Below are 26,151 nucleotides of genomic sequence, written 5' to 3'. Positions count from 1 at the left end.
CAGTGACGAGGCCGGACGACCCGACGCTCGCCGTCAGCAGGAAGCTGTACGTTCAGCACCAACGCACTCGGACCCGGTGGCCTGCTGTGACCATGGTCCAACGGTGTCCCGGAGGGTGGCTGACGCCTGTGAGGCGTTGGTCATGCGGGTGACGACCCCGTACGCCATAGGGTTAAGAGGCATGGGCGTCTGGCAGAAGTGCGCCGGGAAGGATTTACGTGCCCGGATTCTGCAGCCGGGCCTGATGAGGTATCGGAGTTCAGCGGTGGTGCGAGTAGAACTCGGTGCTGCGGTGTCCATGGCGCGCGAGATCAGTGAGCAGGTCCTGCGCCCCGAGGCTGCGGCCGTGGACAAGGAGCAGAGATGGCCGGAGAAGGGCATGGCCACGCTGCGGTCCCGGCTGGGCGGGCTGGTGGTGCCGGCCGAGTACGGAGGGATGGGGCACGGGCTGCTGGCGGTGGCACAGGTCGGTGAGGCGACGGGGCGGGCTTGCACCTCGACGTCGATCTGCTTCGGTATGCACCTCGTCGGCTCAGCGGTGATCGCTGCGAAAGCCAGCCGCCGACAGCGGGAAGCCTACCTGGACCCGATCGCTGCCGGTGAGCACCTGACGACCTTGGCCTTGTCGGAGCCGGGGACGGGCGCGGAGTTCTGGCTGCCGCAGACCCGGATGGAGCGGGTGGAGGGTGGCCGGCTGCGGCTGACCGGATCGAAGAGCTTCGTCACCAATGCCGGCCATGCGGATTCCTATGTCGTCTCCACCCTGGCCGCCGGGCCGGGCACGCCACCCGGCCAGTTCTCCTGCACGGTGGTCGACGCCGCCGTGCCGGGGCTGGAGTGGGGATCGCCGTGGCAGGGCTTCGGTATGCGCGGCAACGCCTCGCGCGGGCTCGAGCTGCGAGGAGCCGAGATCGCCGACTGGTGCCTGCTGGGGGAGGAAGGCGATCAGATCTGGTACGTGTTCAACATCGTCGCCCCCTACTTCCTGATGGCCATGGCCGGCACCTATCTGGGAGTGGCCGCGGCTGCCCTGGAGGAGGTCCGCACCCACCTGCTGCGACGCAAAGGAGCACGCGCCGGCCGGTCCGCTGCCGAGCAGCCGGTTGTCCAGCACCGGCTGGGCACGATGTGGGCCCGCGTGGAACGCACTCGCCGGCTGATCTACCACGCCGCCGCCGAAGCGGAGATCGGCAGCCCGGATGCACTGCTGGGGCTGGCCTCCGCCAAGGCCGAGGTGGCCGAGACTGCCGAGGCCACCGTCAACGACGCCCTGACCCTGGTGGGCGGGGTCGGCTACGGCGAGCAGTCACCGCTGCACCGTCTGCTCCGTGACGCCCGCGCCGCCCACGTGATGTCCCCCGTGACCGACCTGCTGCGGGTGTGGACCGGCAGAGCCCTGCTCGACGAACCACTCCTTGAGGGCTGACTCGATGAACCACGGTCTTCCCCGGTTGCTGCTCGTCGACGTCCCACTGGGGACGGTCGACGCCATCACCGCCGAACTCGCCGCAACAACCGAGATCATCCAGACCACCGCCGAAGACGTGCTGGCCTACACCGGCGGTACCCCGGGCCGGCGTCGCCCGACGGTGGTCGTGATCGGGGAAGCGGTCACGGCGCCTGTCGGCGTCGTCCACTCCCTGCGGCCGCACCCCGCGGACTTGACCGTCGCCGTGACAGCCGTCCCCGCCACGCAGGAAAAGCTCGCCGTGCTTCCCATCCTGTTCTCCGACGATGTCGTGCGCCGGGTGGAGGCCGGCCAGGCAGGGCTGCGGATCTCCCATGTGGTGAGTGAGTTGCTGCAACACCTCAGCCACCGCCGAGCGCACGTCGCGGCGCAGGCTGCCGCCCAACAGAGCTTGTCAGCGGGCACATCGATCGACCGGCAGCTCGGTGAACGGCTGTTGGGACAGTTCTTGTCCCAGGCCCCCATCGGTGTGTTCATGCTGGACGGCGACGCGATCATCGCCTGGAACCGCCGGGCCGCCGATGTGTTGGAACTGACCGAGCCCGAGGCACTGCACCGGCCGGTGACCGACCTGTTCCCCGAGGACCAGCGCACCGCGCTGCACCACCACCTGGCTTCCTCCGGGCGACACCGGACGACGGAACCGGACGCGGTCTTCGAACGCGTCCGCATCGACGGCACCTCCCAAGCCCTCAGCATGGCCGTCCGCCAGGTCCTGGACACCGAAGGACGCAGTCGCATCCTCGTCCTCGTGGAGGACATCACCGAACGCCTGCACGCCCAGCGCAGACTCGCCGAACGCACCACCCACGCATTGCTCAGCGCCGAGGTCGCCGCCGCCATGACGGCGCCAGGCCCGTTGGCCGACCGCCTGCACCGGTGCGTGCGCGCCGCCACCGACCACCTGGGCGCCGAGTGCGTCTGCATCTGGACCCTGAACACCCGCAGCGAGCTGGTACACGCCGCGTGCGCCGAGGACGACGCCGAACCATCCGGCACGTCCCTCTGCCAGACGACTCAACGTGACCTGGTGGAACGCATCGTCACATCCAGGAGCCCGTATCTGCGCGTCGCGCCCCGATCCCGCCCGCACGACTGTCCATCCCACGCTGGACGCGGCTCTTTCGCCGGCTTCCCTCTCATCTCCGGCGGGGAGATGCTCGGCGTACTGTCGATGACCACACACCTGGCCCTGCCCGACTCCGTCCTCGCCACCTTGGAGAACATCGCCGACCAGATAGCTGTCGGAGCCCAGCAGGACCGCCTGCTCAACCGCCTGCGGGAGGCGACCCGAGCCCTGGAGCGGCCCCTGCTCCCACCACGCCTCCCCGACCTGCCGGGCTTCGACCTGGCCGCTTGCTACACCCCCTTCAGCCAGGGACTTCACATCGGCGGCGACTTCTACGACGCCTTCACCGTCCCCGACGGCCACCATGTCCTGGTCCTCGGAGACGTCTGCGGCAAAGGACCCGACGCGGCCGCCATCACCGGCCTGGTCCGGCACACCCTGTGGACCGCCGCCCAGCACACCAGCGACCCCACCCACGTCCTCGACCTGATCAACACCGCGCTGCGCCGCCAGAACACCCCGTTCTGCACCCTCATCTACGTGGTCATCGACGCCACCCGCTCCCCCGCCCGACTCCGGATCGCCAGTGCCGGCCACCCCGCACCGCTCCTGCGCCGAGCAGACGGCGACACCGCGCCGTTGGAGACACGGGGCCCATTGCTCGGTGTACTGGACTCGCCACACCACCCGGTCACCGAAGTGGAACTGTGCGCCGGTGACACTCTCGTGCTCTACACCGACGGCTTCACCGAAGGAGCCGGCGCCGCAGACCAGCGGACCCCGGAAGACCTCGCCGCCATCGTCGCCGCCCTGCCGCCGGCCGATGAGCCGGCCTCCGCCGAGAACCTGGCCACCGCCCTGATGGCCGACGCCCACCACTGGTGGGGCGAACGGCTGCGCGACGACCTCGCCGTGCTGACTCTGACGGCAACTGCGAGGGTGCCCGGACCTCACTGAGCTTGCTCTCCAAGGTCACCAAACCGGCGAACGTCACAGCGGACACCTGACCCGCTCGGTGACCGGGCGACCAACACCATGCGCGTGCCACCCGGCCCGGCCCGGGCCGACCAGGCGGCCTCCTCGCCGTCACCGACGCCGTCAGCACGGACGGGAATCCGGCGGTTCCGACGCGGTCCGGGCCCTTGTGACACTGCGGTGCTCCCACCCCTGTGGTGCAGGAGGACGACGTCCCCGGCATGCCGAACGAGGGCTCCCGCCGGCCAAGGGATCGGCGCCCCCTCTCCGGTCCTCCGGCGGGCCGTCTCCTCCATACCGGAAGGGCGCGGGCCAGGCCACGGGGCGACGGGGAGACAAGCACCACCGGATGTCTCAGACTCGAAGAAGGGCTTCCCGGTCGATCGCGGGAGGGGTCAAACCCATGCATGACGTGCCGCTGTGGCTCTGGATGGTGTTCGCCATCACCGTGCTGGTGTCGCTGGCGATCGATCTCCTGGCGCACCGGCAGGCACACGTCATCCACTTCAAGGAGGCCGCCGCCTGGAGCGCGGTGTGGATCGGCCTGGCGATCATCTTCGGTGTCGCGGTCTTCCTGGTGGTCGGCACGACTGCCGGCGTGGAGTACACCACCGCGTGGCTCTTGGAGAAGAGCCTGTCAGTCGACAACCTGTTCGTCTTCGCGCTGATCTTCGGCTACTTCAAGGTGCCGCGCGCCTACCAGCACCGCGTTCTCTTCCTCGGCGTACTGGGGGCCCTGATCTTCCGCGGCATCTTCCTCGCCGCCGGCGTGGCGGTGGTCAGCCGCTTCACCGCCGTCCTGTTCGTCTTCGCCGCCATCCTCTTCTGGAGCACCTACAAGATCCTCAAGGAGGAGGACGAGAGCTTCGACCCGGGCCAGAGCATCGCCGTCAGACTGCTCCGCAAGGTCATACCCGTACGCGACGAGTACGCAGGGCCACACTTCTTCGTGAAAGAGGCCGGCAAACGCGTCGGCACCCCGCTGCTGGCCGTGGTCGCCGCGATCGAGGCCGCCGACCTGGTCTTCGCCGTCGACAGCGTGCCCGCCGTCCTGGCCGTGAGCAGTGACGCCTTCATTGTCTACACCAGCAACGCCTTCGCCATCCTCGGCCTGCGCGCCCTGTACTTCATGCTCGCGGGCCTGCTCGACCGCTTCCATTACCTCAGCACGGGACTGGCGATCATCCTGGCGTTCATCGGCGTCAAGCTCATCCTGCAGGCGTCCCACAAACTGATCAGCCCCGCCATTCCCGAAATCCCCTCGCCCCTCAGTCTGGCCGTCATCGTCGGCGTCCTGACCATCGCCATCGCGCTCAGCGTTCTGCGCCCCCGGCCCGGCCACCCAGAAGCCCCCTCCGCCGGCACGCCAGCGGACGGTGACCCACCCGGCGACAGCGGGCCGGAGCCGACCGACCCTGCACGGCGCCGCAGAACCACTTGAGAGCGAGCACTTCGGTGAGCTGCGCCGTTGCACCCACCTCCCTTCCCCAAGGGACTACCAATACCAGGCAAAGAGGACATAAAATAGCTTCTATGAGAGGTAAGCGGAAACCCACGTCGACCCGGTCGTCGCAGTACGTCTGCCGCTCATGCCGGCAGCCGGTGGACGCCGTGGTGGACCGGCACAAATCCATGGGCGTCTACGTCCCCCTCTGGACCGCAGGGCCCTGCCACAACCCGAAATGCGACCAGTACGTGCCCGAACAGGTCGCGGTCAGCTCGGTGCGCAGTACCGTCTGGAAGAACCTCACGGGCTGGACGCCCCACTGACCCCGGTGCAGAGACCGGCCGGTTGGGACGGGTCATTCAGTTTCCCGTCGTCGCAATCACCATCAGCTTGGTCACCTTCCCGTCGTCGCCGGTCACGTCCCGCACGTGCCGGAAGCCCAGGCGGTGGCACAGGGCCACGCTTGCGGCGTTGTCGGCTCCGACCATGCCGTAGGCCTCCTTCAGCCCCAAGGTGCCGGCGGCGTGGCGCAGCAGGCCGCGGACCACTTCCGTGCCCAGACCGCGGCCCCAGTAGGGGGGCGCGAGGGCGGCGATCAGCTCGTGTCCGTCGACGTTTCCGGTCTTCTTCACCTCGGCGTGCCCGACGAAGACGTCCTGCTGCCACAGCCCCCACACGTCGAACAGGCGCCGGGGGTAGACGTCCTTCAGGATGGCGCGGAACAGTGTGCGGATGTCCTCCTCGGGCACGCGTTCCTGGCCCATCCAGCGGCAGACCTCCTCGTCGCGCAGCAGCGCCACGAAGGCGTCCTCGTCCTCCGGGCGATAGGGGCGGAAGGTGAGTCGTTCGGTGTGCAGGACCGGTGTCATGAGGGCTCCTGGAGGAAAAACGGACAGGCGGGCGTGGCCGGGCCGGGGCGCGCTGTCGGTGGCGCCCCGGCCCGGTCCCGCGTGACGTGGGACGAGAGCGTCAGGCTTCGGCGTTCTCCATGCGCTCACGCAGGCTGCGCGGGCGCATGTCGGTCCACACCTCGTCGACGTATGCGGAGCACTCGGCCTCCGTGCCCTCCTTGCCGACGGGCTGCCAGCCGGCGGGGACCTCGAGGTCGGCGGGCCACAGCGAGTACTGCTCCTCTTCGTTGCGCAGCACCTGGTAGCGGGTGTTCTCGTCCATGTCTGTCGGCTCGCTCTCTGGGTTCGTGACGGGTGGTGGCGGTTCGGGTCGGTCGTGCGCTGCCGGCGGTGGGGCCCGGCCCACGGGGCGGGGCGTCACCGGTGGTCGCGGGCGTGGTGGGCGATGTGACGCAGCGCCTGGGCGAAGTCCTCGGCGACCTGCCGCACCGTGTCAGTGGTGTGCAGGGCGGGCTGGTGGTGCCAGGTGAAGGACAGCCGGCCGCGCTGGACCGCACCGACGATCTCCAGCGGGTGGGAACCGCTGTCGCGCGGGTCGTGGTGGCGGCCGAAGGAGCCGTGCTCGGCGCGCACCAGGCCGTCACCGGGGTTCTCGGGGCGGGCGTCCCACTGCCCGAGGTAGTTGAAGACGACCTGCCCGTGGGCGGCGCCTCCGAGTCGTTCGCGCACCTCGGGCGGGCCGAAGGTGCGCAGCGCGCCGAAGCCAAGCCCGTTGCCGGGCACGGCACGCAGCTGGCGGCGCACCGACTTCACCAGGGTCCGCCAGTCGCGGGCGGGACCGAGGCCGTCGGGTTCCGGGACCTGGAGGGCGACGGGGTGGACGGTGGTGAACCAGCCGACCGTGCGGGTCAGGTCGACGTCGTCGAGGATGTCCTCGCGGCCGTGTCCCTCCAGGTCGAGGCGGAACTCCTCGCGGCCGGTCCAACGGGCCAGGGCGAGGGCGAGGGCGGCGAGCAGCACGTCGTTGACGCGGGTGCGGTAGGCGGTCGGCGCGGCGCGCAGCAGTGCTTCGGTGTCCGCCTCGTCCAGTTCGACGGTGAGCGTGTCGACGGCGTCCGTCTTTGGCCCGGCCGGTGTCTCCACCGGGAGTGGCTCGGCGTTCACCGCTCGCTCCCAGTAGGGCAGTTCGTGGTCGAGGGCGCCGGCCGCGACGTGTGCGGCGAGACCTCGGACCCAGTCGCGGAAGGAGGTGCTGCGTTCGCCCAGTGTGACGGGCTCGCCTTGGGCGGCCTGCCGGTAGGCGGCCTCCAGGTCGTCGCGCAGGATGCGCCAGGAGACGGCGTCCACGACCAGGTGGTGGGCGACCAGGAGGAGGAACGCGGGCCGGTCGGCGTCGCCCGTGAACAGGGCTGCCCGCAGCAGCGGGCCGCGTGCCAGGTCGAAGCCGGTGTGCAGGTCGTCGGCGGTCTTCTCCATCGCCGCGTCGGCCTCGCCGGCGGTCAGTCCGCTGAGGTCGTGGCGGGTCAGGAGCCGCTCACGGTCGGTGTCGGCCGCCGGTGGGTTGAACTGGCGCCAGCCGTCCCCGTCCACGGTGAAGCGCATGCGCAGGGCGTCGTGGTGGTCGAGCAGGGCGTTGAGCGCCGTTTCCAGCGCGGCGGCGTCCACGCCTGCGGTGAGTTCCACCAGCAGGGACTGGTTGAAGTGGGCGTGGCTGGCACGCGGGCTGGTCAGGAACCATTGCTGGATGGGGGTCAGCGGTACCTCTCCGCTGACCTCTGCGTCCCCTGAGTGGCGGGGGGCGGCGGTGACGGCACCGGCCAGCTCGGCGACGGTCTGGTGGGTGAACAGGTCGCGCGTGCTCAGGTGGAGTCCGTCGCGTCGCAGGCGTGAGACGACCTGCATGCTGAGGATGGAGTCGCCGCCGAGGTGGAAGAAGTTGTCGTGCGCTCCGACGTCGGCCACGCCGAGGACGTCGGACCAGATGCGGGCGATGCGGCGTTCGGTGTCGGTGCGCGGTGGGGTGTGCGGCCCGGTCGCGGTGTGGGTGGGGCCCGGTTCGGGCAGCGCGCCCCGGTCGGTCTTGCCGTTCGGCGTGAGCGGCAGGTGGGTGAGCGGCACGAACGCCGTCGGGATCATGTGCGGCGGGAGCAGCCCGGCGAGGTGGTCGCGCAGCTCCGGTACCGGCAGTGCCTCCGCGATGCCCTCGGCGGGGACGACGTGGGCGACCAGCCGTCCGCCGGAGCGGCCGTCCGGGTCGCTGCCGCCGCCGCGTACGGTCACCACCGCGTCGCGGACCAGCGGGCTGCCGCGCAGCGCGCTCTCGATCTCTCCTGGTTCGATGCGGAAGCCGCGCAGTTTCACCTGGTCGTCGGCGCGTCCGGCGAAGCGCAGCTGGCCGGACGCGTCCCAGCGGGCGAGGTCGCCGGTGCGGTACATGCGCTCCCCGGGGGCGCCGAACGGGTCGGCGACGAAGCGGGACGCGGTCAGGCCGGGCCGGTCGAGGTAGCCGCGGGCCAGTCCGGGTCCCGATACGTAGAGCTCGCCGGTGACGCCCGGCGGGACGGGCCGCAGGGCGGCGTCGAGGACGTGGACGCGGGTGGCGCCGGCCGGGCCGCCGATGGGCGGGGCGCCGGTGCCCGGGGTGAGCGGGCCGGTCCAGGTGGCGACGACGGTGGCCTCGGTCGGGCCGTACGAGTTGATCATCCGCCGGCCGGGGGCCCACCGTTCCACGAGGTGGGCGGGGCACGTCTCGGCGCCGACGATGAGGGTGCGCAGGCGCGGCAGGGCGTCGGCGGTCTCGGGAGTGACCGTCGCGAGGGCGGCGGGCGGGATCAGTGTGTGGGTGACCTCCCGTTCGGCGAGGACCTGGGCGAGGCGCTCGCCGACGAGGGGACCTTCCTCCCCGGTGACCAGGGTGGCCCCGCTGAGCAGGGACACGCACAGCTCCAGTACCGAGGCGTCGAAGCTGGGTGAGGCGAACTGCAGGACGCGGTCGCCCGTGCCCGCGTCGTAGCGGTCGGCGGCGGCGTCCGCGAAGGCGGCGAGGCCGCGGTGGGTCACCACCACGCCCTTCGGCGTGCCGGTGGAGCCGGACGTGTAGATCACGTACGCCGGGTGGTCGACGGTCAGCGCGGTCGTCCGGTCGGCGTCCGTGGGGGCGGTGTCCGGGCCGTCCGCGTCCCATACGGTGGCGGGGTCGTCCAGCACGAGCCAGGCTCCCGCGTCGCGCAGCATGAACTCCCGGCGCTGCTCCGGGTAGTCCGGGTCGACGGGCAGGAACGCGCCGCCGGCCTTCGCGACGGCGAGCTGCGCCACCACCGTCTCCGCGCTGCGGGGCAGGGCAAGCGCCACGGTCCGCTCGGGTCCCACGCCCCGGGTGATGAGACGGTGTGCCAGTCGGTTGGCTGCACGGTCGACCTGCGCGTACGTCAGCACCCGGCCGTCGGCGTCGGCCAGGGCCACGGCGTCGGGGGTGCGGGCGGCCTGACGTTCGAACAGCTCGGGCAGGGTCGCCGCCGGGACCGGGCGGGCGGTGCCGCGGCCCTGGTCCAGGACGGCCTTGAGCGTCTCGTCGGTGGCCAGGGGCAGGGCGCCCAGGGGCCGGCCGGGGTCGTCGGCGACGGCGGTCAGCAGGGTGGTGAGCTGGTCGGCCATGCGCTCGGCGGTGGCCGCGTCGAACAGGTCGGTGTTGTAGGTGAGCACGCCGTGCAGTTCGCCGGTGCCGGTCTCGGCGAACTCCAGGGTGAGGTCGAACGCGGCGTGCCGCAGCTCGGTGTCGACGTCGGTGACCTCGATGCCGGGCAGGTCGAGGGCGCCGGCCGGGGCGTTCTGGAGGACCACCATGACCTGGAACAGCGGGGTGCGGCTGGTGTCGCGGACCGGCTGCACCTCGTCCACCACCTGCTCGAACGGCGCCTCCTGGTGCGCGAAGGCGTCCAGGACGGTGCCGCGGACCTCGCTGAGGAACTCGGGGAAGGGGCGTTCGGGTTCGACGCGGGAACGCAGGACGAGGGTGTTGACGAAGAACCCCACGAGGTGCTGGGTCTCCGCGCGGTCGCGGCCGGAGGTGACCGTGCCGACGGTGATGTCCTGGCCGCCGGTCAGCCGGGCCAGATACGCCTGCGCGGCGGCGACCAGCGTGGTGAACAGGGTGGCCTGCCGGTCCCGCCCGACCCGGACGAGACGGCGGGTCGTGTCGCTCGGCAGGGCGAGGCGCACGGTGGCGCCGTGGTGGGTGCGCACCGCGGGACGGGGCCGGTCGGTGGGCAGGTCCAGTGTCTCCAGCCCGGCCAGATGCTCCTTCCAGTACGCGAGGTGGCCGTCCGTGCCGCGCCCGCGCTGCCAGTGGGCGTAGTCGGCGTACTGCACCGGCAGCGGCGGCAACGCATCGGATGCCGCGCCGAGTTCGGCGCGGTAGAAGTGAGCGAGGTCGCCGGTGAGCACTCCTGTGGACCAGCCGTCGGTGACGATGTGGTGCAGGGTCAGCGTCAGGATGTGCTCGTCGTCCGCGACTCTGACCAGCCCGGTGTGCAGGAGCGGGCCGTGCCGCAGGTCGAAGGTGCGGGCGCGTTCGGCATCCAGCAGGTCCGCCAGCCGGGCGTCGCGTTCGTCGCCCGACAGCGCGGACAGGTCGTGCAGGGTCAGCGGCACGTCTCCGGCCGGGTGGATGATCTGCACACCGTGGCCGTCCACCGCGTCGAAGGTGGTGCGCAGCGCCTCGTGCCGCTCGGCCAGGGCGCGCAGGGCCGCGGTGAGGGCGGGCACCACGAGCCGGCCACGCAGCCGCAGGGCCAGCGCGGTGACGTACTCGCCGCTGCCCGGCGCGAACTCCTCCAGGAACCACAGGCGTTGCTGGGCGTACGACATCGGGGCGGGCGTGTCACGGGTGACCGGGACGATCGCATCCGGCACGGATTCGCCGCGTTCCGCGGTGAGCAGGGCGGCGAGCGCGGCGGGGGTGGGGTGGGTGAACACCGCACGCGGGGACAGGTCGGTGCCGAACGCCTCGGACAGACGGACGGCCAGCCGGATGCTGAGGATGGAGTCGCCGCCCAGCTGGAAGAAGTCGTCCCGCACGCCCGGGTGCGGCACGGAGAGGACGTCGGCGAAGATCTCCACCGTGCGGCGCTCGGCGTCGGTGCGCGGCTCCGCCGGTGCGCCCTGCGGCTCGCCGTTCGCGGGCCCCGGCGCGGGAAGTGCCGCCCGGTCGACCTTGCCGTTGCCGCTGAGCGGCAGCGCGGGCAGGACGACGAACGCCGACGGCACGAGGTAGTCCGGCAGTGAGCGCCGGGCGAACTCCCGCAGGGCCGTGACGTCTTCGGTGCCGACGACGTAGGCCACCAGGCGGCGGCTTTCGGGCCTGTCCGCGCGGGCCAGCACCGTCACGTCGGTGACGCCGGGGTGCGCCGCGAGGGCCGCCTCGACCTCGCCGGGTTCGACGCGGAAGCCGCGGATCTTCACCTGGTCGTCGGCGCGGCCCAGGAATTCCACGGTGCCGTCGGGGCGGCGGCGGGCCAGGTCGCCGGTGCGGTACATGCGGGTGCCGGGCGGGCCGGCCGGGTCGGCCAGGAAGCGGGCGGCGGTGTCACCGGGACGGCCCAGGTAGCCGCGTGCAACGCCCTCACCGGCAATGTACAGCTCGCCGGCACAGCCCGGCGGCACGGGCCGCAGCCTGCCGTCGAGGACGTGCACGCGCACGTCGTCGAGCGGGTGGCCGATGGGCACGGTGCCGGGGACAGCTCCGGCGTCGGCGAGCGTGAAGGACGTCGCGAACGTCGTCGTCTCGGTGGGGCCGTAGCCGTCCACGACGGTCAGGCCCGGACAGGCGGCCAGGACGCGGCGCACGGCCGCGGCGGGCACGACGTCGCCGCCGGTCCACACCTGGCGCAGACCGGTGAAGCAGTCCGGTGCGTCCTGCGCCAGCAGCCGGAACAGGCCCGCGGTCAGCCACAGGACGCTCAGGCCGGTGCCGGGGATCAGGGTGCGCAGCAGTGCCGCGTCCAGCGGCCGCGCGGGCGCCACGACGACGCAGCCGCCGGTGAGCAGGGGGGCCCACACCTCGAAGGTGGCGGCGTCGAAGGCCACCGGGGAGTGCAGCAGCACCCGTTCGCACACCCCGTCGGCGAAGCGGCTGTCGGTGGCGAGGGCGGCCACGTCACGGTGGCGTACCGCGACCGCCTTCGGCTCGCCGGTCGACCCGGAGGTGAACATGACGTACGCGAGCCGGTCGGGGTGCGCGGGTACGGCGACGGGCGCGCTGGGCACGGCCGTGCGCGCGGCGGCGACGTCCTCGGCGGTCAGCCGGGCCGTCGCGCCCGCCCGCTCGATGAGCGTGCGGCGCCGCTCCTCGGGGGCGCGGGCGTCCACGGGCACGTAGGCGCCGCCCGCCTTGAGGACGGCGAGCTGGGCGACGACGAGTTCGGCGCCGCGCTCCATCGGCAGCTCCACCCGGTCCTCGGCCCGCAGGCCGTCGGCGAGCAGCCGGGAGGCCACGGCGCCGGACCAGTCGTCCAGCTGACGGTAGGTCAGCTCCGCGTCGCCGTCGCGCAGCGCCGGGGCCTCGGGGGTGCGGCGGGCCTGCTCGGCGAACAGGTCGACGGGGCTGCGCGGCACCGCCGGACGGGCGGTGGTGTTCCACTCCTGGAGCAGGGCGTGGTCGTTCTCGGTCAGCGACTCCAGGCCGGTCACGTCCGCATCGGCCTCCAGGGCGTCGGTGAGGACGCGCAGGACGACCGCGAGGCGGTCCGCGAGGCGTTCGGCCGTGTCCGCGTCGAACAGTCCGGCGTCGTAGGCGAGGTCGATGCCGAGCCGGTCGCCGAGGTGGGCCCGCAGGCACAGCGGGAAGGTGGGCGCGTCCTCGGCGCGTACCTCCTCGACCCGCACGCCCGTGCGGGCGGTGGCGGACTCGTCGACGGGGTAGTTCTCGAACACCACCATGCTGTCGAACAGCGCCTCGCCGGCCGGTGTCCCGCTCAGTGCCTGGATGCGGGGCAGGGCGAGGAAGTCGAAGCGCCGGGCGTCGCTGTTCCTCTCCTGCACCTGGCGCAGCCAGGACGCCGCTCCCCCGCCGGGGACCCGGATGCGGGTGGGCACGGTGTTGATGAACATGCCGATCATCGACTCCACACCGGGCAGTTCGGCCGGGCGCCCGGAGACGGTGGTGCCGAAGACGACGTCGTCGCGGCCGCTGTGGCGGGCCAGCAGCAGCGCCCAGGCCCCCTCGATCACGGTGTTCACCGTCAGCCCGGCCCGGGCGGCGGTCTGCCGCAGCCGCGCCGACAGCCGCTCGTCCAGCTGCCGGTGTGCCAGGGCGGCGGCGCGGGCGCGGTGCTCCTCGGCCGGGGTACGGTCGTACGGCAGCGGAGTGCGGGCGGGGAACCCGGCGAGGGCGCCGGACCAGTGGGCCTCGGCGGCGTTCTCGTCCTGGTCGTGCAGCCAGCGCAGGAAGTCGGCGAACGGGCGCCGGACCGGGGCGGGGGCCGCTCGGCCGCCGGTGAGCGCGGCGTAGGCCTCGCACACCTCGGTGAGCAGTTGCCCGGTGCTCCAGCCGTCCAGGATCAGGTGGTGGGAGGACCACAGCAGCCAGATCTCGTCGCCGGGCAGCGTGGCCAGGGTGATGCGGGTCAGCGGTGCGGTGTTCAGGTCCATGCCCGCCGCGCGGTCGGCGGCCAGCACTTCCTCGGTGGCCGCCGCGCGCTCCTCGGGTGTCAGGCGCCGCCAGTCCAGGTGGGTGACGGGCAGCTCCACGCGCCGGTGCACGACCTGTACGGGGTGCGGCAGGCCCTGCCAGTGGACGCTGGTGCGCAGAGCCTCGGTACGGTCGGCGACCTGCTGCCAGGCGGTGGCGAAGGCGTGCGGTTCGCTCACCCCGGACAGGCGCACGGCCACGCGGTCGGAGTAGGCGCCCTCGGTGTCCACCAGGCCGTGGAAGAGCATGCCGGCCTGCAGCGGTGTCAGGGGCAGGACATCGGCCACGTGCCGGCCGTCGCCCACGAGGCGGTCCAGTTCCCTCTGGCCGAGCCCGGCGAGGGGGAAGTCCGACGGGGTGCGGCCGCCCGCGTCCGGGCGGGCGCAGTGGGCGGCGATCTCCCGCAGCGCCGCGCACATCTCCTCGGCGAGCGCGCGGACGGTGGACTCGTCGTAGACGGCCGGCGGGTAGGTCCAGCCGAGTTCGAGCCGGCCGTCCTGCACCACGCCGGTGATGTCCAGCAGGTAGGGCCGCGGGGCGTCGGGATCGGTGTCGGAGCCGACCGGGGGCAGGGGGGCCCGGTACAGGTCGCCGCCGCCGCTGTCGGCGTCCCACCGGCCGTGGTAGTTGAAGCCGACCTGGGGCGCCGGGGCGCCGGCCAGCGGGCTGTCGGGCAGGAGGTGGCGCAGCGCGCCGTGGCTCAGGCCGTGCAGGGGCACCGCGCGCAGCTGTTCCTTGACCGAGCGCAGGGTGTCGTGCCAGCCGGCGTCGGGGTCGGCGGTCAGAGCCAGGGGGAACTCGGCGGTGAACCAGCCGACCGTGCGGGACAGGTCCAGCTCGTCGAAGAGGTCCTCACGGCCGTGGCCCTCCACGCCGACCAGTACGCTCTCCCGCCCGCACCAGCGGGCCAGGGTGCGGCCGAGGGCGCTGAGCAGCACGTCGTTGACCTGGGTGCGGTAGGCCTCCGGGGCCTGCCGCAGCAGGGCCCGGGTGGTCTCCGGCTCCAGTTGCACGGTGACCGTGGCGGCGGTGCCGTGGGTGTTGGGGCCGGGCCGGCCGGCGGGCAGGCCGGCGGGGGCCGTGGTGGTGCGCCGCCAGTGGTCGAGGTCGCCGTCCAGGGCACCGGAGCGGGTGTGGGTCTCCAGCCGGGCCGCCCAGTGGCCGAACACGGTGGTGGCCGGGGGCAGCTGGACGGGGTGTCCGGCGGCGGCCTGCCGGTGGGCGGTCTCCAGGTCGGACAGCAGGATCCGCCAGGAGACGCCGTCGACGACCAGGTGGTGGACGGTGAACAGCAGCTGGGCGGGCAGGTGCGGGCCGCGGTCGAGGATCAGGACGCGCGCCACCCGGCCCTCGGTGGGGTCGAGGGCGACGCGGGCCTCGTCCGCGAGGCGGGCCGCCTCGGCCTCCAGGGCGGGGCCGTCGAGGCCGGTCACGCCGTGCTGGGTGACGATGCCGTCCGGGGCAGCGGGCAGGACCTCCTGGCGCCAGTCGTCCTCGGTGCGGCGGAAACGGGTGCGCAGCGCCGGGTGGTGGCGCACGAGGGCGTCGGCGGCGGTCCGCAGGGCCGACAGGTCGGTGCCGGGGGCGAGTTCGAGGCGCTGCGACATGGTGAAGCGCAGCGGGTCGCCGGGGGCGCGGCCTTCGAGGTACCAGCGCTGGATGGGCGCGAGCGGTGCCTCGGCGGGCGCTGCCGTGTCCGCCGTTACCGGCGCCGACTCGGTCACCCGCAGGGCGAGTTCGGCGACGGTCTGGTGGCGGAAGACGTCCTTGGTGGTCAGCGCGAGTCCGGCCTGGCGGGCGCGGGAGACGATCTGGATGCTGAGGATGGAGTCGCCGCCGAGGGCGAAGAAGTTGTCCCGTGCGCCCACCCGTTCGACCCGCAGGACATCGGCCCAGAGCGCCGCCAGCGTCTGTTCGGTGCCGGGGCGGGGTGCCACGTACGCGGTATCGGGTTCGGGCTGCGCGGGCGGGGCGGGCAGGGCGCGCCGGTCCGTCTTGCCGCTGGTGGTGCGCGGGATCCGGGCCAGCGGCACGAACGCCGCGGGCACCATGTGGTCCGGCAGGGTGCGGCGCAGCGCGAGGCGCAGCTCGTCGGCGGTCGGGGCGGTGTCCCCGGCGGGCACCAGGTGGGCGACGAGCATGAGCCGGCCCGCGTGCTCGCGTGCCGTCACGACGGCGTCGGCCACGCCGGGGTGGGCGAGCAGCGCGGCCTCGGCCTCGCCGGGCTCGACGCGGAATCCACGGATCTTGATCTGCTCGTCGGCGCGGCCCAGGAACTCCAGCACGCCCCGCTCGTCGCGGCGGGCGCGGTCGCCGGTGCGGTACATCCGCTCCCCCGGCGCGCCGAACGGGTCGGCGAGGAAACGCGCGGCGGTCAGGCCGGGGCGGTTCAGGTAGCCGCGGGCCACCTGCGCGCCGGCCAGGTACAGCTCGCCGGGTGTGCCGGGCGGCACCGGACGCAGGGCACCGTCGAGGACGTAGGCGCGCAGGTTGGCGCCGGGCCGTCCGATGACCGGCCGGTCGGGGCGGTCCGTGAGGCGGCCGTAGGTGGCGTCGACGGTGCACTCGGTGGGGCCGTACATGTTGTAGGCGGTGACGCCGAGTCCGGCCGCGGCGCACAGCTCGCGCCAGGTGTCGGGGCCCGTCGCCTCGCCGCCGACGAGCAGCACGCGCGGGTGGTGCCGGCCGGGTGCGAGGAGTCCCGCGGCGAGGAGTTCGCGCAGGAAGGACGGGGTGACGTTGACCAGGTCCAGGCGTCGTTCGCAGATTTGTGCGCAGAACGCCTCGGGATCCAGGCGTACGTCCTCGTCGACGAGGTGGACCTCCTGGCCGAGCGCGAGCAGCAGCGGCCCTTCCCAGGAGGTGTCGAAGGAGAACGAGGCGCTGAGCGCGGCGCGCAGCCGCACCCCGTCCGCGGTGTGCGGGGCGACGAGCCCTGCGCGGTGGTCGTGGCAGAGGTTGACCAGGTGGCGGTGTTCGACGACGACGCCCTTGGGGCGGCCGGTGGAGCCGGAGGTGTAGACGATGTAGGCGGCGTGGTCCGGGCGCAGGGGGGCCGGGCGGTCGTGGTCGGTGGGGTTGTGGGCGGGCAGCCGGTCCCACGGTGTGGCGCGCAGCGCGTCGGCGGTGAGCACGGTGTGCGGGGCGGCGTCCGCCAGGAGCCCGGCGGCGCGTCCCTCGGGCAGCTCGGGGTCGAGGTACAGCAGGGTGCCGCCCGCCTTGGCGACGGCAAGGACCGCCACCAGCAGGCCGGAGGTGCGCGGCAGCCGTACGGCGACCACCCGCTCGGGGCCGGCGCCCAGAGCCAGCAGGTGGTGGGCGAGCCGGTTCGCGCGGGCGTTCAGGGCGGCGAAGTCGAGGGTGGCGTCCCGGGCCACCAGCGCGGTGGCGTGCGGGGTGCGGGCGGCCTGCGCCTCGAACAGGGCGGGGAAGGTGATGTCCGGGACGGCGAGGTGCGGTCCCTGCCCGTCGTGCAGCACCCGCCGCCGTTCGTCGGCGGTCATCAGCTCCAGCGCCCGTACGTCCCGCTCCGGGTCCCGCACCGCCGCCTCCAGCAGCAGCCGCAGCCGGGCGGCCAGGCGGCGGACGGTGTCCTCGTCGAACAGGCCGGTGGCGTACTCCAGATAGCCGGTGACGCCGCCGTCGCCCTCAACGAAGTCGAAGGCCAGGTCGAAGGTGGCGTGCCGGACCGGCGGCAGGACCGGCTCGGCGTCCAGGCCCGGCAGCGCGGGTGCCTCGGCTCCCAGGTTGTGCAGGGCGACCATGACCTGGAAGAGGGGGGTGCGGCTGGTGTCCCGCTCGGGCTGGAGGGCGTCCACCAGCCGTTCGAAGGGCACGTCCTGGTGGGCGAAGGCGTCCAGGACGCTGCCGCGCACCTGCTCCAGCAGGGCGCGGAACGACATGCCGGGCCGTACCCGGTTGCGCAGCACCAGGGTGTTCACGAACATGCCGACGACATCGTGCAGTTCGGGACGCTCTCGGCCCGCGGTGACGGTGCCGACGGCGAAGTCGTCCTGGTCGGCCCAGCGGGACAGCAGGACCGTGCAGGCGGTCAGCAGGGTCATGTAGAGGGTGGCGTCGGCCTCCCGGCCCCGCTCGCGCAGCCGTTCGGTCAGCTCCCGGGGCAGGGTGAAGGTGACGAGTGCGCCGTCGCGGGTGCGTACGGCGGGACGCGGCCGGTCGGCCGGCAGCTCCAGCGGCGGCACACCGTCCAGCTTCTCCCGCCAGTGGGCGAGTTGCCGCTCGGCCTGTCCGGTGCGGGCGCGCTGCCAGGCGGCGTGGTCGGCGTACCGGACGGGCAGCTCGGGGAGTTCGGGGCGGCGGGCCTGGTGGGCCGCCGCGTACAGCTCGCCCAGGTCCCGTCCCAGGACACCGAGCGACCAGCCGTCGGTGACGATGTGGTGCACCGCGAGGGCCAGCACGTGCTCGTCGGCCGCCGTGCGGGCCAGCCGGGCGCGCAGCAGCGGTCCGGTCGTCAGGTCGAAGGGCGTGGCGGCCTCACGCTCCAGCAGTTCCTCCAGCGCCGCCCGTGGGTCGGGGGCAGCGGTGAGGTCGTCCAAGGTGAGGGCGGCCGGGTGCGGCGGGTGCACCAGCTGCCAGGGCCGGCCGTCCTGTTCGGTGAACGTGGTGCGCAGCGCCTCGTGCCGGGCGACGAGGCCGTCCAGGGCGGCGCGCAGGGCCTGTTCGTCGAGCGGCCCGCCCAGGCGCAGCACGGACAGCGTCGTGTACTCGGTACTGCCGGGCTCGAACCGGTCGAGGAACCACAGGCGCTGCTGGGCGTACGACAGCGGTGCCGGGGCCTGCGGGGCGGTCGCGGGTATCGCGTCGGCCCGGGCGGCGGACGTGTCATCGGTCGGCTCGCCCAGTGCGGCGGCGAGCGCGGACACCGTGCGCCGGGTGAACAGCAGTCTCGGGGAGACGTCGGGGCCGAACGCGGCCCGCAGCCGGGCGGTGACGCGGACGGCGAGGATGGAGTCCCCGCCGAGCGCGAAGAAGTCGTCCCCGGCGTGCACCTCGTCGACGCCGAGCACGTCCGACCAGGCCGCGGCGACCGCGCGTTCGGCGGGCGTGCGCGGCGCGGTCCGGTCGGTGTCGGCGGCGTAGCCGTCGGCCGTCGGGGCGGGCAGGGCGCGCCGGTCGAGCTTGCCGTTGACGGTGAGCGGCAGCGCGTCCATCGGCACGTAGGCGGCGGGCACCATGTGGGCGGGCAGCAGCCGCTCCAGATGGCCGCGCAGTTCGGCGGCGGGAGGTGTCGCACCGCCGGAGCCGACCACGTGCGCCACCAGCCGGCGGGTGCCGGAGGCGTCCTCCACCACACCGACCGCGGCGTCGGCGATGCCGGGGTGGGCGTGCAGGGCGGCCTCGATCTCGCCGGGCTCGATGCGGTAGCCGCGGATCTTCACCTGGGCGTCCGCGCGGCCCAGGTACTCCAGGGTGCCGTCGGGCCGCCACTTCGCCCGGTCGCCGGTGCGGTACATGCGGCTGCCGGCCGGGCCGAACGGGTCGGCGAGGAACCGGGTGGCGGTCAGGCCGGGGTGGCCCAGGTAGCCGCGGGCCAGGCCCTCCCCGGCCACGTACAGGTCACCGGTCGCCCCCGGCGGCACGGGTGCCAGGTCCGCGTCGAGCACGTACACCCGCAGATCCGGGATGGCCACGCCGATGGGGCTGGCGGGGCCGCTCGCCGCGGTGGCGGGGTCGAGCGGGGCGTGGGTGACGTGCACGGTGGTCTCGGTGATGCCGTACATGTTGACCAGGCGCGGGGCGGCGGCCGGGTGGCGTGCCCACCAGTCGGCGAGTCGTCCGACGTCCAGGGCCTCTCCCCCGAAGATCACGGTGCGCAGTGCGAGCCGGTCACCGGTGTCGGGGTGTTCGGCGTCGGCGCGGATCAGCGGGTAGAACGCGGACGGCGTCTGGTTGAGCACGGTGACCCGCTCGTCGGCCAGCAGCCGCAGGAAGTCCTCCGGGGAGCGGGCGGTCTCGTCGGGCACGACGACGAGCCGGCCGCCGTGCAGCAGCGGGCCCCACAGCTCCCACACGGAGAAGTCGAAGGCGTAGGAGTGGAACAGCGTCCACACGTCGTCCGGGCCGAAGCCGAACCAGTGGCGGGTGCGGGTGAACAGCCGCACCACGTTGGCGTGCGGGATCACCACGCCCTTGGGGCGGCCGGTGGAGCCGGAGGTGTAGATGGCGTAGGCGGGGCTCTCCGGGAGGGGGCGGCGGGCCGGGGCGGGTCCGGTGGCCGGGCGCCCGGCCAGGTCGGCTGCCGTGTCCGGGTCGTCGAGGAGGAGGGCGGGCACACCGGTGCCGCCGGTTCGGGCCGCGGTGCCGGTGGTGGTCACCAGGGCCACCGGGGCGGCATCGGCGAGGAGGTGGTCGATGCGTTCGGCGGGCGAGTTCGGGTCGATCGGCAGGTAGGCCGCGCCGGTCTTCAGCACGGCCAGGATCGCGACGACCTGGTCGGTGGAGCGGGGCAGGGCGAGGGCGACGAACCGCTCGGGCCCGGCGCCGAGTTCGGCGAGCCGGTGGGCGAGGTGGCCGGCGCGGGCGTCGAGGGCCGCGTAGTCCAGCCGCTCGGTTCCGCAGGTGACGGCGACGGCGCGGGGGGTGCGGGCGGTCTGCGCCTCGAACAGGTCCACCAGCGTCTCGGCGGGGCGGCCGCTGGCGGCGCCGTTCCAGTCGGTGAGCATCCGCCGCCGTTCCTCGGCCGTCGTCCAGGCCAGGGCGCGCAGCGGCCGGTCGATGCCGTCGGCCAGCCCGGTGAGCAGCAGGCACAGCCGGCCGGCGAGCGCGCGGACGGTCGCGGCGTCGAACAGGACCGGGTCGTAGGCGAGGTCGAAGCCGAGGCGTTCGCCGTGGTAGGCGCGCAGGACGAGCGGGTAGTTGGTGGCGTCGCGGGAGGTCACCTCGGCCAGCCGGATCCCGGAGCCGGCCGTGCGGGCCTCGTCGAAGGGGTAGTTCTCGAAGGCGACCATGCTGTGGAAGAGCGGGCTGCCGGACGGCACATCGCTCAGCTGGGTCAGCTCGGCGAGCGACGCGGCCGCGAACCGCCTCGACTCGGCCTGGGCGTCCTGGAGTTCGCGCAGCCACTCCGCGGCCGGCCGCGTGGCGTCGACGCGGACTCGGGTGGGCACGGTGTTGATGAACATGCCGACCATCGACTCGACGCCGGGCAGGTCGTCGGGCCGCCCGGACACGGTGGTGCCGAACACGATGTCGTCCTGGGCGGCGTAGCGGGCCAGCAGCAGGGCCCAGGCGCCCTGGACGACCGTGTTGAGGGTGAGTCCGGCCGCACGGGCGGTGCGCGCGAGGCGGGCCGACGCCTCTTCGTCCAGACCGGCCGTGTGCACCTCAGCGGAGCGGGCCTGGTGGGCTTCCCGCAGGGGGCGGTCGGCGGGCAGTGGGGTGGGTTCGGCGAAGGCGGCGAGGACGCCCTGCCAGTGGGCGCGTGCGGCGACGGGGTCCTGTTCGGCGAGCCAGCGCACGTAGTCGCCGAAGGGGCGCCGCAGCGGCGGCCGGGACTCGGCGCCCGCGGTGAGCGCCGCGTACTCCTCGCACACCTCGGTGAGCACCTGGGCCAGGCTCCAGCCGTCCAGAATCAGGTGGTGGGAGGTCCACAGCAGGTGCAGCCGGGCGTCGGGCAGCCGGACCATGGTCAGCCGCATCAGCGGCGCGGCGGCGAGGTCGATGCCCCGGGCCAGGTCGTCGGCCCGCAGCCGGGCCAGGCGTTCGGCGCGTTCCGCCTCGTCCAGGTCACGCCAGTCGAGATGGGTGACCGGCACCCGCACGTCGCGGCGCACGACCTGGAGGGGCACGGGCACGTCCTCCCAGACCACGCAGGTGCGCAGGGCGGGCGTGCGGTCGGTGACGCGCTGCCAGGCGATGGCGAGCGCGTGCGGGTCGGCGACGCCCTCCAGCAGCAGGCCGGCCTGGTCGACGTAGACGTCGTCGGGGCCGCCGACCAGCCGGTGGAAGAGCATGCCCTCCTGCAGCGGGGTCAGCGGCAGGACGTCCTCCACGTCCCGGCCGTCGCCGACCAGCCGGTCCAGACGGTCCTGGCCGAGGCGGGCCAGCGGGAAGTCGGAGGGGGTGCGGCCGCCCGCGCCGGGACGGGCGCAGTGCGCGGTGATCGCGGCGAGCGCCTGCGTCATGCCGTCGGCGAGGGCGCGGACGGTGTCCTCGTCGTGCACCTGGTCGCTGTAGTGCCAGGAGATCCGCAGTTCGCCGTCGGTGACCACGGCGGAGACGTCCAGCAGGTGGTCCAGCGGTTCGCCGGGGGCGATGTCGCGGCCCGGTGCCTCGCCCGCCGGGGCGAAGTCCCCGCCGCTGGGGGTCTCCCACTGACCGTGGTAGTTGAAGCTGATCTGCGGCGGCGACACCTCCCGCAGGGCGCGGGCGGCCGGGTCGGGCGAACCGAGGCGGGCCAGGGCCTCGTAACTCAGGCCGTGCCGGGGCACGGACCGCAGCCGCTCCTTCACCGCCTTGAGAGTGGCGCCCCAGTCGGGCGCCCCGGACGGTCCGGCGGGCGCGAGGGTGACGGGGTACTGGGCGGTGAACCAGCCCACCGTGCGGGACAGGTCCAGCGTGTCGTCCTCGCGGCCGTGGCCCTCCAGCAGGACGGTCACCCGCTCGGCGCCCGTCCAGTCGGCGAGGACCCGGCTCAGCGCGCCGAGCAGGATGTCGTTGACCTGGGTGCGGTAGACCGCGGGCACCCGGCGCAGCAACGCCTCGGTGGTGGCGCGGTCCACGCGGGTGCTGAGGGTGTGGACCGAGCCGGCGAGCGGGGTGCCGGGGCGGTCAACGGGCAGCGGGGTACGGGGTTCGGCGGCCTCGGCCGTCCAGTGCGGCAGGTCGGCGTCGAGGTCGCCGGCGCGCACCCGGCGTGAGAGGTGCGCGGCCCAGTCGGTGAACGGCGTGGGGACGGGCTCCAGCCGTACCGCACCTCCCCCGGCCGCCTGCCGGTAGGCCTCGGCGAGGTCGGCGAGGAGGATGCGCCAGGAGACGCTGTCCACCGCCACGTGGTGGGCGGTGACGAAGAGCTGGGGCCGCTCGCCCGGGCGGGTGAACAGGACGGCCCGCAGCAGAGCGCCGGTCTCCGGGTCGAGTGCGGCGCGGGCGGCCCCGGCGGCCTGTTCGCGCTGTGCCGTCGGGTCGGCGGCGCGGGAGAGGTCGTGGCGGGTGAGCAGGCCGGTGGCCGGGCCCTCTCCGGGGTGCTGGAGCCAGGTATCCCCGGAGCGGGTGAAACGGGTGCGCAGCGCCGGGTGGTGGGCGGCCAGGGCCTCCAGGGCGCGCTCCAGGGCCGGCTCGTCCAGGTCGTAGGGCAGGTGCAGCAGCATCGACATGCTGAAGTGCCGCAGGGCGCCGTGGGTGGCGAAGAACCACTCCTGGACGGGGGTCAGCGGCGCCGGGCCCTGCTCGGCCGGGCGCCGGGGCGCGGGCACCTGCGCGGGGCGCGCGGACGCGGCGGCGGCGAGGTCGGCGACGGTCTGGTGGCGGAAGACGTCCCGCGAGGTCAGCTGCAGCCCGGCCGCGCGGGCGCGGGCGACGGCCTGGATGCTGAGGATGGAGTCACCGCCCAGTTCGAAGAAGTTGTCCGTCACGCCGACCCGGCGCGCGCCCAGCACCTCGGCCCAGATGCCGGCCAGGGTCTCCTCCTCGGGGGTGCGCGGGGCGACGAACTCCCGCTCGCGCTCGCCGCCCTCGGTGTCGGGGGCGGGCAGGGCGCGCCGGTCGACCTTGCCGCTGACGGTCATCGGCAGGGCGTCGAGCACGGTGAAGGAGGACGGCACCATGTGGTCGGGCAGCACCCGCCGCAGGGCCGCTCGCACCTCGCCCGCGGCGGGCCGCGCGTCGCGGGCGGCGGGGACGAGATAGGCGGCGAGCCGGACGTGGCCGTGCGGATCGGTGACGGCGACGACCACGGCGGCGGCGACCTCGGGCAGGTCGGTCAGGGCCGCCTCGACCTCGCCGGGCTCGATGCGGTGGCCGCGCACCTTGACCTGGTCGTCGGCACGTCCCAGGTAGTCCAGGCTTCCGTCGGCGGTCCAGCGGGCCAGGTCGCCGGTGCGGTACATGCGGGCACCGGGCGGGCCGAACGGGTCGGGCAGGAACCGCGCGGCCGTCAGCCCCGGCCGCCCGGCGTAACCGCGCGCCAGTTGCACACCGGCCAGGTACAGCTCGCCGCCGACACCGGGCGGCACGGGCCGCAGCCGGTCGTCGAGGACATAGGCACACACGTTGGCCAGCGGCCGTCCCACGGTCGGCTGGCCGTCGCCCTCGATACGGCAGGCCAGCGCGTCGACCGTGCACTCGGTGGGCCCGTAGAAGTTGTACGCGGCCACGTCCCGCCGCCCTGCCAGCTCCCGCCACAGGGCGGGGCCGACGGCCTCGCCGCCGAGCATGAGGACGCGCGGGTGGTGGCGCGGGTCGTCCAGCAGTCCGGCGGGCAGCAGCTGGCGCAGGTAGGTGGGGGTGAGGTCGAGGAAGTCGATGCGGTGCTCGACGACGTACTCGACCAGCGCGGCGGCGTCCAGCCGGGTCGACTCGTCGACCAGGTGCAGCGGGTGGCCGTCGGCCATCAGCAGCACGCCCTCCAGCGAGGTGTCGAAGGAGAACGACGCCGTGAGCGCCACCCGCAGCGGCCCGCCGCCCGCCTCGGCGACGAAGCCCTCGCGGTGGCCCGCCAGGAGGTTCGCCGCGGACCGGTGTGTCACGGCAACGCCCTTGGGGCGGCCGGTGGAGCCGGAGGTGTAGATGACGTAGGCGGTGGTGTCGGGGTCGGGCGGGGTGAGCGGGCCACCGGTGGTGTCGCCGGTCTCCCGCAGCGCGGCCTCGTCGAGGACGAGCGCGGGCCGCGCGTCGTCCAGCAGGAACCGCACCCGGTCCTCGGGCAGCGCCGGGTCCAGGGGCAGGTATCCGGCGCCGGCCTTCCAGACGGCGAGCATCGCCACGATCATGTCGGCGGTGCGCGGCAGCCTGAGGGCGACCAGCCGCTCGGGTCCCGCGCCGCGCGCCACCAGGTGACGGGCCAGGCGGTCGGCGCGCGCGTCGAGCGTCGCGTAGTCGAGGCGTTCGTCGCCGGCGACGAGGGCGGTGGCGTGCGGGGTGCGGGCCGCCTGCCGTGCGAACAGCTCGGGCAGGCTCTCCTCCGGCACCGGGCGCGCGGTGGCGTTCCAGTCCCGCGTCACCTGACGCTCCCGCTCGGGCGAGAGCAGGGGCAGGGCGCCGAGCGGCCGGTCGGGGCCGGCGGCGGCGCCGTCCAGTGTGCGCAGCAACTGGTCCGTCATGCGCTCGGCGGTGGCCGCGTCGAACAGGTCGGTGCGGTACTCCAGCAAGCCGGTCAGTCCGTCGCCGTCGGGCACGAACTCGACGCTCAGGTCGAACGTGGCGGCCCGCCGGGGCACGGCGACGGAAGAGGCGGACAGGCCGTGCGGGTCGGGTGCGGCGGGCGGCGCGGGGTGCAGCAGGACCATCACGTCGAACAGGGGGTTGCGGCCCGCCTCGCGGGTCGCGCCGACGGCCTCGACCAGCCGCTCGAACGGCGTGTCACCGTGCGCGAAGGCGTCGTTGACCGTGTCCGCGACGGAGGTGAGCAGTTCCCGGAAGGAACGGCTCGTCTCGACGCGGGTGCGCAGGGCGACGGTGTTGACGAAGAAGCCGACGGCCCGCTCCAGGTCGGTGCGGCCGCGTCCGGGGGTGAGCGAGCCGACGGTGATGTCGTCCTGCCCGGACCAGCGGGCCAGCAGGGTCTGGCAGGCGGCGACCAGGGCGGTGAACAGGGTCGTGTGCTGCTCGGCCGCGAGCTGTTTCAGCCGGGCCGTGGTGGCCGCCGGGACGGTGAAGGTGTGCACCGCGCCCGCGCCGGACTCCTCTCCTCGGCGCGGCCGGTCCAGCGGCAGTTCGGGTGCGACCGCCCCCGACAGTCTCTCCTTCCAGTGCGCCAGCTGACGCTCCAGCCGGGTGCCGGACAGCTGCTCGCGCTGCCAGACGGCGAAGTCCGGGTACTGCGTGGCCACCGGCGCCAGTGCGGGCCGCGCGCCTTGGGCGAGGGCGTCGTAGGCGGTGCACAGTTCGTCCAGCAGGACGCCCATCGACCAGCCGTCGGTGTTGATGTGATGGGCCGTCAGCAACAGGACGTGGGTATCGGGTGCCTCCCGCAGGAGCAGGGCGCGCAGCAGCGGCCCGGCCTCCAGGTCGAAGGGCCTCTCGTACTCGGCCAGCAGGGCGGTCTCCGCGTCGGCCCCGGTCTCGCCGGCGGCCGTGAGGTCCCGGACGGGCAGCGGCAGCGGCCCGGCGGGGTGCACGGTCTGCGCGGGAGTGCCGTCGTTCTCCTCGAACGTGGTGCGCAGCGCCTCGTGCCGCTCCACCACGTGCTCCAGCGCGGCGGAGAGGGCGGTGTGGTCGAGTGCGCCGGTGAGGCGCAGCGCCACGGCGCTGTTGTAGCGCGGGTCGCCGGGGCGCAGCCGGTCCAGGAACCACAGGCGCTGCTGGGCGAAGGACAGCGGCAGCGGCCGGGTGCGGTCGGCGCGCGGGATGGCCTGCCGGGCGGCGCCGGTGGCGCCTGCGGCGGTCCGTCCGGCCAGCCGGCGGCGGAGTGCTTCCTGGAGGTCCTGCGGGAGGGCCTCGGCACGGTTTCGCTTCGAAGACGTCATGGTCGTC

7 protein-coding genes are annotated in these 26,151 nt (G+C 73.9%); 4 read left to right on the top strand and 3 right to left on the bottom strand.

Features of this window, described 5'->3' with window-relative positions; translation table 11 throughout:
* The first annotated feature begins 181 nt into the window (after window positions 1-181).
* The 4 genes from ABTZ58_RS18985 (at window position 182) to ABTZ58_RS18970 (ending at window position 5,282) form a co-directional block, all read left to right on the top strand.
* Window positions 182-1,426, top strand: coding sequence for an acyl-CoA dehydrogenase family protein (locus ABTZ58_RS18985; protein WP_351357586.1), 1,245 nt, complete (start codon window positions 182-184; stop codon window positions 1,424-1,426).
* Window positions 1,427-1,430: 4 nt separating this feature from the next.
* Entirely contained in the window at window positions 1,431-3,494 is a 2,064-nt protein-coding gene (locus tag ABTZ58_RS18980) for a SpoIIE family protein phosphatase (protein WP_351357583.1), read from the top strand.
* A 421-nt stretch (window positions 3,495-3,915) separates the two neighbouring features.
* On the top strand, window positions 3,916-4,953 hold the full coding sequence (locus ABTZ58_RS18975) for a TerC family protein (protein ID WP_351357580.1): 1,038 nt from the start codon (window positions 3,916-3,918) through the stop codon (window positions 4,951-4,953).
* Between the two features lie 92 nt (window positions 4,954-5,045).
* On the top strand, window positions 5,046-5,282 hold the full coding sequence (locus ABTZ58_RS18970; RefSeq protein ID WP_351357577.1) for a hypothetical protein: 237 nt from the start codon (window positions 5,046-5,048) through the stop codon (window positions 5,280-5,282).
* Window positions 5,283-5,318: 36 nt separating this feature from the next.
* Here the strand turns inward: ABTZ58_RS18970 and ABTZ58_RS18965 are convergent, their stop codons facing one another.
* The 3 genes from ABTZ58_RS18965 to ABTZ58_RS18955 form a co-directional block, all read right to left on the bottom strand.
* A complete protein-coding gene (locus tag ABTZ58_RS18965) occupies window positions 5,319-5,828 on the bottom strand; it encodes a GNAT family N-acetyltransferase (RefSeq protein ID WP_351357574.1) in 510 nt (169 codons plus the stop codon).
* Window positions 5,829-5,928: 100 nt separating this feature from the next.
* Complete coding sequence (locus tag ABTZ58_RS18960; protein ID WP_351357571.1) at window positions 5,929-6,132, bottom strand: MbtH family protein; 204 nt, start codon at window positions 6,130-6,132, stop codon at window positions 5,929-5,931.
* Window positions 6,133-6,227: 95 nt separating this feature from the next.
* Complete coding sequence (locus tag ABTZ58_RS18955; protein ID WP_351357568.1) at window positions 6,228-26,144, bottom strand: non-ribosomal peptide synthase/polyketide synthase; 19,917 nt, start codon at window positions 26,142-26,144, stop codon at window positions 6,228-6,230.
* Window positions 26,145-26,151: the final 7 nt, after the last annotated feature.

Origin of the sequence: Streptomyces sp. NPDC094143, from assembly GCF_040303825.1 — a bacterium.
Classification (GTDB): Bacteria; Actinomycetota; Actinomycetes; order Streptomycetales; family Streptomycetaceae; genus Streptomyces.
This window is presented reverse-complemented; position numbering and strand designations above follow the sequence as displayed.

Coding starts and splice junctions, on each gene's coding strand:
- ABTZ58_RS18985 (WP_351357586.1), top strand. CDS start 182: ATGGGCGTCTGGCAGAAGTGCGCCGGGAAGGATTTACGTGCCCGGATT.
- ABTZ58_RS18980 (WP_351357583.1), top strand. CDS start 1,431: ATGAACCACGGTCTTCCCCGGTTGCTGCTCGTCGACGTCCCACTGGGG.
- ABTZ58_RS18975 (WP_351357580.1), top strand. CDS start 3,916: ATGCATGACGTGCCGCTGTGGCTCTGGATGGTGTTCGCCATCACCGTG.
- ABTZ58_RS18970 (WP_351357577.1), top strand. CDS start 5,046: ATGAGAGGTAAGCGGAAACCCACGTCGACCCGGTCGTCGCAGTACGTC.
- ABTZ58_RS18965 (WP_351357574.1), bottom strand. CDS start 5,828: ATGACACCGGTCCTGCACACCGAACGACTCACCTTCCGCCCCTATCGC.
- ABTZ58_RS18960 (WP_351357571.1), bottom strand. CDS start 6,132: ATGGACGAGAACACCCGCTACCAGGTGCTGCGCAACGAAGAGGAGCAG.
- ABTZ58_RS18955 (WP_351357568.1), bottom strand. CDS start 26,144: ATGACGTCTTCGAAGCGAAACCGTGCCGAGGCCCTCCCGCAGGACCTC.